10 protein-coding genes are annotated in these 13168 nt (G+C 66.7%); 5 read left to right on the top strand and 5 right to left on the bottom strand.

What is annotated here, in order from left to right; translation table 11 throughout:
- Positions 1-36 precede the first annotated feature (36 nt).
- From WFI54_RS10340 to WFI54_RS10350, 3 genes are all read left to right on the top strand, one after another.
- On the top strand, positions 37-1671 hold the full coding sequence (locus tag WFI54_RS10340) for a DNA repair helicase XPB (protein WP_336652716.1): 1635 nt from the start codon (positions 37-39) through the stop codon (positions 1669-1671).
- 146 nt (positions 1672-1817) lie between these two features.
- On the top strand, positions 1818-2519 hold the full coding sequence (locus WFI54_RS10345; protein ID WP_336652717.1) for a response regulator transcription factor: 702 nt from the start codon (positions 1818-1820) through the stop codon (positions 2517-2519).
- Between the two features lies 1 nt (position 2520).
- Positions 2521-3969: a sensor histidine kinase gene (locus WFI54_RS10350; RefSeq protein WP_336652718.1), complete on the top strand. Its 1449-nt coding sequence runs from the start codon at positions 2521-2523 to the stop codon at positions 3967-3969.
- Between the two features lie 23 nt (positions 3970-3992).
- Here WFI54_RS10350 and WFI54_RS10355 read toward each other — a convergent pair whose 3' ends face one another.
- The 5 genes from WFI54_RS10355 to WFI54_RS10375 all read right to left on the bottom strand — a co-directional run bounded on the left by WFI54_RS10355 (position 3993) and on the right by WFI54_RS10375 (position 11134).
- On the bottom strand, positions 3993-6251 hold the full coding sequence (locus tag WFI54_RS10355; RefSeq protein WP_336652719.1) for an ATP-binding cassette domain-containing protein: 2259 nt from the start codon (positions 6249-6251) through the stop codon (positions 3993-3995).
- Positions 6248-7012 (bottom strand): FHA domain-containing protein, encoded by a 765-nt coding sequence (locus WFI54_RS10360; RefSeq protein WP_336652720.1) that lies wholly within the window; start codon positions 7010-7012, stop codon positions 6248-6250. The genes WFI54_RS10355 and WFI54_RS10360 overlap by 4 nt, the downstream gene beginning before the upstream one ends.
- Before the next feature lie 137 nt (positions 7013-7149).
- Complete coding sequence (gene groL / locus WFI54_RS10365) at positions 7150-8769, bottom strand: chaperonin GroEL (protein WP_336652721.1); 1620 nt, start codon at positions 8767-8769, stop codon at positions 7150-7152.
- A gap of 210 nt (positions 8770-8979) precedes the next feature.
- Entirely contained in the window at positions 8980-9741 is a 762-nt protein-coding gene (locus WFI54_RS10370) for a LytR C-terminal domain-containing protein (protein ID WP_336652722.1), read from the bottom strand.
- A 277-nt stretch (positions 9742-10018) separates the two neighbouring features.
- Entirely contained in the window at positions 10019-11134 is a 1116-nt protein-coding gene (locus tag WFI54_RS10375; protein ID WP_336652723.1) for a heme/hemin ABC transporter substrate-binding protein, read from the bottom strand.
- Positions 11135-11285: 151 nt separating this feature from the next.
- Between WFI54_RS10375 and WFI54_RS10380 the strand changes: the two genes are divergently transcribed.
- Positions 11286-12353 carry a FecCD family ABC transporter permease gene (locus WFI54_RS10380; RefSeq protein ID WP_336652724.1) on the top strand — a complete coding sequence of 356 codons (1068 nt, stop codon included), beginning with the start codon at positions 11286-11288 and terminating at the stop codon, positions 12351-12353.
- On the top strand, positions 12353-13165 hold the full coding sequence (locus WFI54_RS10385) for a heme ABC transporter ATP-binding protein (RefSeq protein ID WP_336652725.1): 813 nt from the start codon (positions 12353-12355) through the stop codon (positions 13163-13165). Before WFI54_RS10380 ends, WFI54_RS10385 begins: the two co-directional genes overlap by 1 nt.
- Positions 13166-13168 lie beyond the last annotated feature (3 nt).

Genomic DNA, 13168 nt, shown 5'->3' on the forward strand with positions numbered 1-13168 from the left:
GCAGATCCACATCAGAGCGGCGTAGACTCGATAGCTATGACTCTCGGGCCCCTCATCGTGCAGAGCGACCACACCGTGCTCCTGGAGGTCGCGCACCCCGACGCAGAAGACGCCAGGCACGAGCTCGCCGTGTTCGCCGAGCTGGAGCGCGCTCCCGAGCACATCCACACCTACCGAGTCACCAGGCTTGGCCTCTGGAACGCCCGCGCAGCCGGGCACACCTCTGAAGAAATTCTCGGCACACTAAACCGCTACGCCAAGTTCCCCGTGCCCACCGGCGTCGCAAGCGACATCGAAGACACCATGCGCCGCTACGGCCGCCTCACCATCGAACGCGACGCCGATGGCGCACTGGTGCTGCGCTCAGACGACCCCGCGATCCTCCGCGAAGTCACCAGCGCGAAAAAGATCGCACCGCTGCTCGGCAACCGCATCGACGAGCGCAGCTACCCGCTGGAGCCGTGGGCGCGCGGCGAGCTGAAGCAGCAGCTCGTGGTGCGCGGCTGGCCCGCAGAAGACCTCGCCGGCTACACCCCCGGCGAGCCCTACGCCATCGACCTCGAACAGCAGGGCTGGCAACTGCGCGACTACCAGGCGAAGGCCGTGGACGCTTTCCAGCGCGGCGGCTCCGGCGTGGTGGTGCTGCCCTGCGGGGCAGGCAAGACGATCGTGGGTGCGGCGGCAATGGCCGCCGTCGGCGCGAAGACGCTGATCCTCGTTACCAACGCGGTCTCAGCCCGCCAGTGGCGCGACGAACTGATCCGCCGCACGAACCTCTCCGAGGACGAGATCGGCGAATACTCGGGCCAGGTGAAGGAGATCAAGCCCGTCACCATCGCCACCTACCAGATCCTCACCAGCCGCCGGAAGGGCGAGTACCAGCACCTCTCGCTGCTCGACGCCGAAGACTGGGGCGTGATCGTCTACGACGAGGTGCACCTGCTGCCCGCGCCAGTCTTCAAGCTCACCGCCGACCTCCAAGCGCGGCGCCGCCTCGGCCTCACCGCGACCCTCGTGCGCGAAGACGGCCGCGAAGGCGACGTGTTCAGCCTCATCGGACCGAAGCGCTACGACGCGGCCTGGAAAGACATCGAGGCTCAGGGCTTCATCGCCCCAGCAGCCTGCTTCGAGGTGCGGGTGCAGCTGCCGGAGTCGGAACGCATGGACTACGCGGTCGCCGAAGATCAAGACCGGTACCGCATCTCATCATCGACGCCTGAGAAGCAGCGGATCGCGCGGCGCATCATCGAGAAGCACCCAGATGAGCAGGTGCTCGTTATCGGCCAGTACATCGACCAGCTCGAAGCGATGTCCGATGCGCTCGGCGCCCCGCTCATCACCGGTCAGACCCCCGTCGACGAGCGCGAGCGCCTGTTCCAGGCGTTCCGCAGCGGCGAGGAGCGCATTCTGGTGGTCTCCAAGGTTGCGAATTTCTCGGTGGATCTGCCAGACGCTTCGGTCGCCATTCAGATCTCCGGCTCCTTCGGATCGCGTCAGGAGGAGGCGCAGCGCCTAGGGCGCTTGCTGCGGCCCAAGCGGGAAGGCATCACTGCGTCGTTCTACACGCTGATCGCGCGCGACACCGTCGATCAGGATTTCGCTCAGAACCGGCAGCGCTTCCTCGCCGAGCAGGGCTACAGCTACACGATCCTCGACGCCCACGAGGTGTAGCGGGTGGTGGCTACGGCCCGTCGGCTTGCCCACAGCCAGCGCAGACCGCGCAGACAGCCCAGCTCCTCCGAGCAGCTCGGCGACACGCAACACGCAATCGCGCACACTGTCAGCCGCTTCATAGCAAACTTCCAGATACTGAAGTCATGACTACGCAGAACAAGGGACCCCGGATCCTTATCGTCGACGACGAGCCCAGCATCCGTGAGCTGCTCAGCACGAGCCTGCGATTCGCAGGTTTCGGCGTGCGCGCGGTTGCCAACGGCGCGCAGACCATCTCGGCGGTGCTCGAGGAAGAGCCAGACCTCATCATCCTCGACGTCATGCTGCCAGACATGAACGGCTTCAGCGTCACCAAGCGGCTGCGATCCGCTGGCTACACTGCACCGATCATCTTCCTCACCGCGAAGGATGACACCGAAGACAAGGTGGAGGGCCTCACCGTCGGCGGCGACGACTACGTGACCAAGCCGTTCAGCCTCGACGAGATCATCGCGCGCATCAAGGCCGTGCTACGCCGCACCATCCAGGAGGATGAGGACTCGGTGCTCGCCGTCGGCCCGATCACGATGGATCAGGACACCCACGAGGTGTCTGTCGACAACACCCCTGTCGAGCTCTCCCCCACCGAGTTCAAGCTGCTGCGCTACCTCATGCAGAACGCGAACCGCGTGCTCTCGAAGGCGCAGATCCTCGACCACGTGTGGGAGTACGACTTCAACGGCGACGCCGGCATCGTCGAGTCGTACATCTCGTACCTGCGCCGCAAGCTCGATCCGCTCACCGAGGAATCGCTGATCCAGACCAAGCGCGGCTTCGGATACATGCTGAAGACCGAGACCAAGTAGGGTGGCTCGCCTCGCCGACCGCTGGGCCGATGTCTCGCTGCGCGCGAAGATCACCGGCGTCACGGTGTTCATCCTCTTTCTGGGGCTCATCGTGGCCGGCGTTGGCACCCTCTCGGTGCTGCGGCCTATGCTCGCACTGAATCAGACGAACACGCTCATTCAGCTGCGCAGCAACCCAGCCGACGCGCTCGCGCAGGGTGCTGACATCAACAACCTCACCCGCAACGATATCCTCTACGCGGATCGCCTGTACTACGTCGCGCTGCTGGGCTCTGACGGCACCCTGCAGTACGACAACGCCAGGGGCGAGGGCACCTCGTCGACCCCGCAGGTGCCCGAACCCGACGCGATCAACCGCGAGGGCTTCACCCCACTGTCGAGCCCCGACGGCACGGAGTGGCGCGCTATCGCGCTGCCCATCGCCGAGAACGGTCAGATCCGCGGCACCCTGCTCATCGCGGCATCGAGCGGCTTCATCAATCAGGTGCTCGCGCAGTACGTGGTGATCTTCACAGCCTTCGGCATCGCGGTGATCCTGCTGGGTGCGGCGCTCACCCGCCTGCTCGTGACCGCCACGTTCCTGCCGCTCGCCGAGGTCGAGCAGACCGCGCTTGAGATCTCGCGCGGCGACTACTCGAAACGCATCATGGTGTCGAGCCCGCACACCGAGGTGGGACACCTCGGCGAATCGCTTAACGTGATGCTCGACCGCCTCGACGGGTCGCTCGAAGATCAGGCTCGCACCATCGAACGCATGCGCCGCTTCATCGGTGACGCCAGCCACGAACTGCGCACCCCCCTCGTGTCGGTGCGCGGCTACGCCGAGCTGTACCGCATGGGCGCCCTGCAGAACGACGAGCAGGTGGGTCAGGCCATGGAGCGCATCGAAAAGGAAGCGATCCGCATGACCTCGCTCGTCGAGGATCTGCTGGCGCTCGCCCGGCTCGACGAACGCCGCTCGCTCGAACTCGCCCCGCTTGCGCTCGGCAGACTCGCACACGATGCCGCGCTCGATGCGCGCGCCCAGGCCCCCGACAGGGAAGTCAGCGTGGTCGAAGACCCCACTGACCCGCAGGTGCTCGGTGACGAGCACAAAGTGCGCCAGCTCATGACCAACCTCATCGGCAACGCGATGCGGCACACTCCCGAGGGCAGCCCGATCGAGATCGTGGTCTCGGCGGTGCCGCCGGAGGAAGGCAAGCCGGCCATGTCGCGCTTCGACATCGTCGACCACGGCGAGGGCATCCCCGAGCAGATCCGCGATCGCATCTTCGGCCGTTTCTGGCGGGCGGACACCTCCCGCAACCGTGAAACGGGCGGATCGGGCCTCGGTCTCGCTATCGTGAAGTCGATTGTCGACGCCCACGGGGGCAGCGTCAAGGTGCACGAAACCCCCGGCGGCGGCGCGACGTTCCGCGTCGAGCTGCCCGCACCCGGCACCGACTCCTGAGGGCGGCAGCGCTCCCGCAACCGCTATGCGGCGCGGGAGCGCGTGCGCGACCAGGCGCCCGCAATGCACAGCGCTGCGAGCGCCGCGACCACCAGTGCGCCACCCCACCAACGCGCCGCACCCTGCTCCCACATCGTGTCGGGCTCGGCCAGCGAGCCCGCAACCGCGGCACGCTCGACCTCATCAGCAATGACGAGCAGGCCATGCAGATCGATGCTGTTCGCACCCAGCGCCAGCGTCCAGCGCGTGGGCACCCCCATCGACGCAGCGTTCAACACCGCGCTGTCGACCAGCGGGATGAGACCACCGTTGAGCACCATCTGCGCCATCAGCACCACGATCAGCACCGGCATCACCTGGTTCTGCGAGTTGACGAGCGCTGACAGCAACAAGCCCATACACGCGCCCACGATGATCGTCGCGGCTAGGGCCATTCCGAGCTCGACACGCGCGCCCAGCCCGATCACCCCATCACCCGTGGGTGGATCCGCAATCACCCCCGACACCCCACAGATCACCGCGGCACCAAAGAACGCAAGGGCCGAGAAGACCAGCAGCTTCGAGCCGAGATACGCCGAGGTGCTGAGCCCCACCGCGCGCTCCCGCTCATAGATGCTGCGCTCACCAACGAGATCGCGAATACTCATCGAGATCCCCATGAACACCGCACCAATCATGAGCAGCGTGAGGATCATCTGCGGCTCTTGCGCGTTCTTCGCCTGCTGCACCTGGGTGAGCCCGGTTTCGCCGGGCACCACGATCGGCAGCAACCCCACGAACAACGGGAGGGCGAGCAGGAAGAGCGTGTAGCCGCGATCCGCGACCATCAGCGCGAGCTGACGCTGCACGAGGGTAGCGAGCTGCGCCCCGCGCGAGGTGGCCCGAGACGCACGCTCGGCTGTCGGCAGCTTCTTCGGCACTGACGGGCCGGCCGGTGCGGAGATGCGCTGCGCGGTCTCCGTCGCGGCCCAGCGGGCCGCACAGCCTTCCGGGTCGGCCGCAAGACGCTCGAAGATCTGCGACCAGTCATCGGTTCCAAAGAATGCCAGGGCGTCGCTTTCTGGGCCGATGAACGCGGGAGCACCGCCGGGCACCAGCACCACCACCTGGTCGCAGAGCGCGAGACAGGCCACCGAATGGGTGATGGTCACGACGGTTCTGCCGCCATCTGCCAGCGAACGAAACTCCTCCATCAGCTGACGGTCAAGAGCCGGATCGAGGCCCGATGTCGGCTCGTCGAGCAACAGGAAGGCCGGCTCTGTCAGCAGCTCCAGCGCAACCGACGCCCGCTTGCGCTGACCGCCGGAGAGGCTTGAAATGCGCGTGCCGACATGCGCTTCGAGGTCGAGCTGCGCGAGCGCGCGCTGCACGCGGGCCTCCCGCTCCGCAGGGCTGACGCCATCGCCGAGCCGCAGCTTCGCAGCGAAGCGGAGGGCGCGGATCAGCGTCAGCTGGCCGTGGATCACGTCTTCCTGCGGCACCAGGCCGATCATTGGCTTCGCACGGTCATAGTCTTCATGCACGGTGATGCCGTCGAACGACACCGTGCCCTCGCTCGCCTGGCGTAGCCCGGTCACCGTGCGCGCAAAGGTCGACTTTCCGGCGCCCGACGGCCCCACCACAGCAGTGAGGGTGCCCCGCGGCGCATCGAGGGAGATATCCCGCAGCAGCGGCCTGCCGTTCGCCAGCCGAAAGCCCAGACCGCGGATGCGCAGCCCCTCCCCCTGCACGACAGGCCGTGTCAGTGCCTCGGCGGCAGGCCTGTGGGTGACAGAAATCGGGGCGGCGGCATGCGACGGGTCTCCCAGGAGGAGCTGGGTCCCCACCGGGTGCGGGGCTCTGGCAGGAGCGCCTCCGTGCTGGTGCTGCGGCTCTGCGCTCGCGGGCTGGGCATCGAAGAGCGGCGGCGGGTCGAGCTGTCGAAGCGCGGCGCCGAACACGTCTCGCGTGATCGGAGCGCGAGTCGGCTCGGCTGCGGGGACGAGCCTGATGAGCGGGCCGGTTCGCGGATCGCCGAGGCGCAGCTCGGTGGAGGCCATGATGGCCTCACGCGCGATTCGCTCCTCACCGATGTAACTGCCGTTGCTCGAACCGAGATCTTCGACGAACCAGCCCTGCTTGTAGCCGATGACCAGGTGCCGACGCGACACGATCGGGGTGTCGAGGCGGAGGTCGGGATGCCCTGACCTGCCGACCACGAAGAATGTGCCGGGCAGCACCGTATGCCGCGTTCCGTCGCTGATGACTTCCAGCCTCGGCGAGAGCACCGCACCGCCGGTCATCGGCCCACCTGCCGAAACACCAGCGTCACCCCGCCGAGCATGATGCGCTGCGGAAGCAGGTAGGGGGTTCCCGGTGCCGCCAAGGGCGCCGAGGCATCGGAACCGAGGCAGGTGCCGTTCGTGGAGCCCAGATCGGTAATCCACCAGCGGCTGCCGTCGAACTCGAGCAGCGCGTGCATCAGCGAAATCATGCGGCTCGGGTCGACGATCTTCACGAGCTGCTCCGCGCTGCCGCGTGTGGTGCGGGGGCGCCGGCCGAGGATCACGCGGCGGGCGAGGAGCTTGGCTGCGGTGCCGTCTGGGAGGAACAGTTCGACGCCGCTCTCGCCCGGGGTGACCGGTGTAGCCGGCCCATCGGCGGGAGACGCAAGAGGGGCGGGGCCGGCGGGAGCCACGGGCCGCGGCCAGCCACCGCCCGGGAACGTGGTCATCTCGGCGTTGGTGTCGGGGTGCCCTTCGCTCACCAGTGCGTCTCGCAGCCGGTGCAGCATGTCATAGAAGCGGATCGCCTGCACCGGAAGCTCGGCACCTGCCGCGAGCTTCGCATCGGATCGCGCAAGGAAGCTCTCGACCATCCGCACCCGAAGTTCGTTGTCGCAGCTCTGCCAGATATGGTGCCGAAGGGCTTCATCGGCCGACGGGTGCTCGGCGACGTCGAAGGCCAGCGACGCATCGGCGGCAAGAGCCTGCTGCAACTGCGGAAGGGTGGATCCCGGGTGGAGGTGGGGCCTGTGCGAGCCGCTCAGGGCGAACTGCGACATACTCGGAAGTTCCTCCACGGGCGCTGGCATGACTCCTGAGATTCTAACAGCTCACGCACATGCGATCATCCCGGAATACACAAACGCGGCGGCCGCACCCGAAGGTGCGACCGCCGCGTTTGCAACAGGCTGTGGACTTAGAAGTCCATGCCGGCACCGGGGTCAGCCGGAGCCGCCGAGGCGGGCTCAGGCTTGTCGGCGACAACAGCCTCGGTGGTGAGGAAGAGGCCGGCGATCGATGCCGCGTTCTGCAGCGCCGAGCGGGTCACCTTGGCGGGATCGAGGATGCCCTGGGCGACCAGGTCACCGTACTCGCCGGTGGCGGCGTTGAGGCCGTGACCGGTGGGGAGGTTGGCGACGCGATCCGCAACAACACCGGGCTCGAGGCCCGCGTTCTGAGCGATCTGACGCAGCGGTGCCTCGATAGCAGCGCGCACGATCTTCGCACCCACGGCCTCATCAGCCGAGAGCTCCAGCGTGTCGAAGACGTCCTTGCCGGCCTGGATCAGGGCGACACCGCCGCCGGGCAGCACGCCCTCTTCGACAGCAGCCTTGGCGTTGCGCACGGCATCTTCGATGCGGTGCTTGCGCTCCTTGAGCTCGACCTCGGTCGCAGCGCCAGCCTTGATGACGGCGACGCCACCGGCGAGCTTCGCAAGGCGCTCCTGCAGCTTCTCGCGGTCGTAGTCGCTGTCGGTCGACTCGATCTCGCGGCGGATCTGAGCCACGCGGCCCTGGATCTGCTCCTCGTCGCCGCCACCCTGGACGATGGTGGTCTCGTCCTTGGTGATGATGACCTTGCGGGCGCTGCCGAGCATGTCGAGGGTGGCGTTCTCGAGCTTGAGGCCGACCTCCTCGGAGATGACGGTGCCGCCGGTGAGGATCGCGATGTCCTGCAGCATGGCCTTGCGGCGATCGCCGAAGCCGGGAGCCTTGACAGCAGCCGACTTGAAGATGCCGCGGATCTTGTTGAGCACGAGGGTGGCAAGCGCCTCACCCTCGACGTCCTCAGCGATGATGAGGAGCTGCTTGCCCGACTGGATCACGGGATCAACGACGGGGAGCAGATCCTTGATGTTGGAGACCTTGCTGTTGACGATGAGGATGTAGGGATCCTCGAAGACCGCCTCCTGGCGATCAGCGTCGGTGACGAAGTAGGCCGAGAGGTAGCCCTTGTCGAAGCGCATGCCCTCGGTGAGCTCGAGCTCGGTGCCGAAGGTGTTCGACTCCTCGACGGTAACGACGCCCTCCTTGCCGACCTTGTCGATCGCCTCGGCGATGAGCTTGCCGATCTGCTCGTCAGCGGCCGAGATCGAAGCGGTGGCGGCGATCTCGTCGGTGGTCTCGATCTCCTTCGCGTTTTCGAGGAGCTTGGCCGAGACAGCTGCGACAGCCTTCTCGATGCCCTTCTTGATCGCGATGGGGTCGCTGCCGGCGGCAACGTTGCGCAGGCCCTCGCGCACGAGCGCCTGAGCGAGCACGGTGGCGGTGGTGGTGCCGTCGCCCGCGACGTCGTCGGTCTTCTTGGCGACCTCCTTGACCAGCTCGGCGCCGATCTTCTCGTACGGGTCGTCGAGCTCGATCTCCTTGGCGATCGAAACGCCGTCGTTGGTGATCGTGGGGGCGCCCCACTTCTTCTCGAGAACGACGTTGCGGCCGCGCGGGCCGAGCGTCACCTTGACGGCGTCGGCGAGGATGTTCAGACCCCGCTCAAGTCCACGACGCGCTTCCTCATCAAACGCAATGATCTTTGCCATGTGTTTCGCCCCTCCCGGACGTCTCTACTGATGGTGGGCTCCGTGCCGGCGCCGGGCACCGACGCACGGATGTTTTAGCACTCAGTCGATTCGACTGCTAACACCAATCTTGGCACTCAAGCATGCCGAGTGCAAGCAGCGCTGCTCGCGAGGAGCGAACACGCAGGGAGCGCGAAGTGCTCCGCCGAAGACTGCCCCGGCAGGCGAGGGCTACGGCGCGGGCAGCGTCGCGGGGTCGACAGGCTCGCCGGTTTCAGGGTTGACCGGCCAGCCGGAATCCGGGTCGATCAGCCAGCCCGTGCCCGGATCAATGAGACGCCCGGTTTCTGCGTCGATCTGATAGCCCGTCGCGGGATCGACCTGAGGCTCCTCCGCGGCCGGGCTCTGGGTCTCCCCCAAGCCGGGCCCGGCATAGTCGGCTCCCAACAGCACGATGAGGCGCGCGCCGTACTCCTGATAGGTGTCGGCCGGGTAAGTGGAGATGCCGCCCAGCTTCGCGGCAAGACCCGCAGCAGCAGAGGCGTCAGCGGGGTCGGAGTAAAAGACTGCGGAGATCTGCACATCGCTGGCAGCCGCGCTGCCACTGAACAGAATGGTGCCCCACTGCTGCTCGGTGATGATCTGATCGACAGCCGCGGCAAGATTCGGGGTGGGGGTGCCGTTGAGCACCGCGACAGTTGCGGCGGGGTCGAGAACCGCCTCAGGCGCTTTGGTTGAGCTCGACGAACTCGAGGGAGTATCGCCAGTGAACTTACCGGCGTTGCCGATCCCCGTGACAATGGCGATACCAACGGTGGTGAGCAGCGCAAAGCCGAGCAGCCCAGCGATCAGGTACTGCCAGACATAGCGAGGACGAGGAGTGATGCGGTGCGCGCCGACACGACCACTGCGCGGCACCCTGTCGAAACGATCTTCCGGGTAGTCCTGGCGCACGCCACGAGTGATGCTCGTGTCTTCGATCTTCTGCGCCAAGCCTGCTCCCGTTCCTTCGCCCGCGGCCCCTGCCCCGCGGATTCCACTAGCGTACCCCGACCATCCCTGACAGTTCTCCAGCTGAGGGGTGAGTTGATCGCGACAACGCTTCGCGTTGTCTACAGCGAATCTCCTCCGCGCTCCGCACGTCGACTGGCTCGTAAGCCAGCGCCGGATCGCGACAACGCTTCGCGTTGTCTACAGCGAATCTCCTCCGTGCTCCGCACGTCGGCTGGCTCGTAAGCCAGCGCCGGATCGCGACAACGCTTCGCGTTGTCTACAGCGAATCCGGCGCATATATCGCGCGGGCGAGGCCGTCGATCACGTCGGGGATCCGCGTGCCGCCCGCGAAGAGCACCGCATCGTCGACATCAATGATGCGACGATGCTGCCCCGCCGAGGTGAGCGCGATACTCGGTTGCGCCTGCAGCAGCCCGTCAACCCCGCCGGCACTGTCGAGGCCCTTCGTCATCACGATGATGATGTCGGGGTCCATCGCGATCAGCGCCTCCTCCGTCATCGGCTTCTCGCCGTTCCAGCCGATCTCGGCGGCCACATCGACGGCACCCACCGAGCGGATCAGTGAATCCACACCGCTGCCCTCACCGAAGAGATAGAAGACGCCCGCGGTGCCACGCACATACAGGAACGCCACCCGAGGCAGTTTCGAGGTGTCTTCGGGCAGCAAGCGCTGCACCTCTGCCTCCTTGGCTGCAATGGCCTCGCGCAGCGAGTCGACAAGGGTGGGGCCTGCGGTGCCTACCCCGAGTGCGTCGGCAACCTGCTGGGCGGTGACAAAGCTGCTCTCGGCATCGACCGCCCGATCCACGGTGACCACGGGAATCCCGGCATCGCGCAGCTGCAGCACCACATCGCTGGGCCCGATACTGCCGTCGGTGATGATGAGGCTTGGGTTGAGCGCGAGCACGCTTTCGGCGTCGATCGAGTGGCCGTCTTTCGTGACGACTGGTACATCGTCGGAGCCCGGGAAGGTGGTGGAGATGTCGCGACCCACAATGTTGTCTGCGAGACCGAATGCGGTGACGAGTTCGCCGACCGATCCGCTGAGCGAGAGCGGCACGATGCGCGAGTTATCGGTGACCGTCACGTCGGTGTCGCCGGAGCGGTCGTGGGAGACAACGGTGACGGGGAGCTGCGCCTCTGCCGCCTCGGCGAGCGGAGGAATGCTGGGGCCGCCCACGAGCGCGGTCGTAGGGCCCTCATATGCGGTCGGGTCTTCGAGCGGGGTGACCTCGCTCAACGGTGGCAGATTGATCGGTTCGGCCGCTGCAGCGCCTCCCTGCGAGCCGCCGCTCTGGCAGCCTGTCACACCGATCCCGAGCAGCGCCACGAGCGCGAGCGCGGCCACGCGACGCTTCGTTCCCAACTTCATACGACGGCGCTCCTCAATCCATCAGACGAATACCGGGTTTAGCCTAACCCAGCTAGGTATGATGATTCTCGGACTTCGAAGATCCACCCCATTTCCACACCGGCCGAGCCGCGCTCGCCGCGTGTGTCACGCAAAGGTGTTCCGAGCTCGCATGACCCCATCCTCGTCCGCCACGACGTCACGTCACGCGACGACGAAGACAGTGCTCTTCGTATGTCTCACAGTGGCGCTCATCGTCTCGATCGTGCTGTCGGGCAGCACGGGGCAGCTCGGAATCCCACCGCAGGAGGTGCTCGGTTCGCTGCTGCACCGCGTCGGCATCGACTGGCTGCCGCTGCCGAGCCACCCGATGGGCGATCAGACCCTCTGGACCGTGCGCTTCCCCCGCGTCGCGATCGCGGTGCTGATCGGCGCGGGCCTCTCCGTGGCCGGTCTGCTCATGCAGGCGATCTTCGGAAACCCGCTCGCCGAACCCGGCGTGATCGGCATCTCCTCGGGAGCAGCTGTGGGCGCAGGGCTCGCGATCGTCTTCGGCGTCACCGTGTTCGGCGAGTGGACTACGGCGGTGTTCGCCTTCGTCGCGGGCCTCGGAGCCACTCTGCTCGTCTATGCGATGAGCCGTGCCGACGGCCGCACCGAGGTGGTCACGCTGGTGCTCACCGGCATCGCAGTGAACGCGATCGCGGGCGCCGGTATTGCCCTGCTCACCTTCCTCGGCGATACGCAGTCGCGTGAGCAGATCGTGTTCTGGCAGCTCGGTAGTCTCGCCGGCAGTCGCTGGTCGCAGGTCGCGATCATCGCCCCGGTGATCGCGGTGGGCCTGCTCGCGGCTTACTTCGCGGCCCGCAAACTCGATCTGTTGTCGCTCGGTGAGCGCAATGCGCGACACCTCGGCGTCAATGTCGAGATGCTGCGGATCACCATGATCTTCGTCGTGGCACTGCTGACCGGGGCTGCGGTCGCCTTCGCCGGCATCATCTCCTTCGTAGGCCTCGTGATCCCGCACTTGATGCGCATGATTCTCGGCCCGGCGCATCTGCCGCTCGTGACCGCTTCTGCGCTGGGCGGGGCGCTGCTGCTCACCCTCGCCGATCTCGCGGCCCGCACGGTTGTGCCGAACGCCGACATGCCCATCGGCATGCTGACGGCGCTCGTGGGTGGCCCGTTCTTCTTCTGGCTGTTGCGACGCACCCGCAAGCGGAGCGGGGGGTGGGGATGATGGCCCGCCATATCGAGGTGCCGCAGCGCGCCATGCTCGGCGAGACCGTTTGCGCGGCGGAGTCCGTGCACCTGGAGCGCGGCGGTCGCGTGCTGCTCGATTCTGTTTCACTTGAGCTGCGGGCGGGCGAGGTGCTCGCTCTGCTCGGCCCGAACGGCGCAGGCAAGTCGACGCTGCTGAGCGTGCTCTCGGGTGATGTCACCCCGGATCGCGGATCTGTGCGTTTTGGCGACCGCGACATCTCCGACTGGTCGCTCTCTGATCTGTCGCGGCGTCGCAGCGTGCTGCTGCAGGACAATCAGCTGCTGTTTCCGTTCACCGTGCATCAGGTTGTCGAAATGGGGCGGGCGCCGTGGCGCCGCACTCCGCTCGAAGAAGACGACAATGCGGCGATCTCCGAGGCGATCACCGCAGCCGACGTCGCGCATCTCGGCAATCGCAGGGTGCCGTCGCTCTCCGGCGGCGAGCGAGCCCGCTCAGGCTTCGCGCGGGTAATGGCGGGGCGCACGGGTGTGCTGATGCTCGACGAACCCACTGCCGCACTCGATCTGGGTCATCAGGAGGCAGTGCTCGGGATCGCGCGCGAGCGCGCCAAGGCCGGCGACGCCGTGCTCGTGGTGCTGCACGACCTCAATCTTGCCGGGGCGTATGCGGATCGGATCGCGCTGCTGCGCGACGGCAGCATCCTCGCCTGCGATGCACCGGATCGGGTGCTCACCGCGGAGATCGTGAGCGAGGTGTACCGCACCCCTGTGGAGGTGGTGCCGCACCCCGTGACGGGTAAGGGGATCGTACTCCCCCTGCGCGTCTGACAC

The sequence above is a fragment of the Leucobacter sp. MMO-125 genome (assembly GCF_037148395.1).
Lineage (GTDB): Bacteria > Actinomycetota > Actinomycetes > Actinomycetales > Microbacteriaceae > Leucobacter.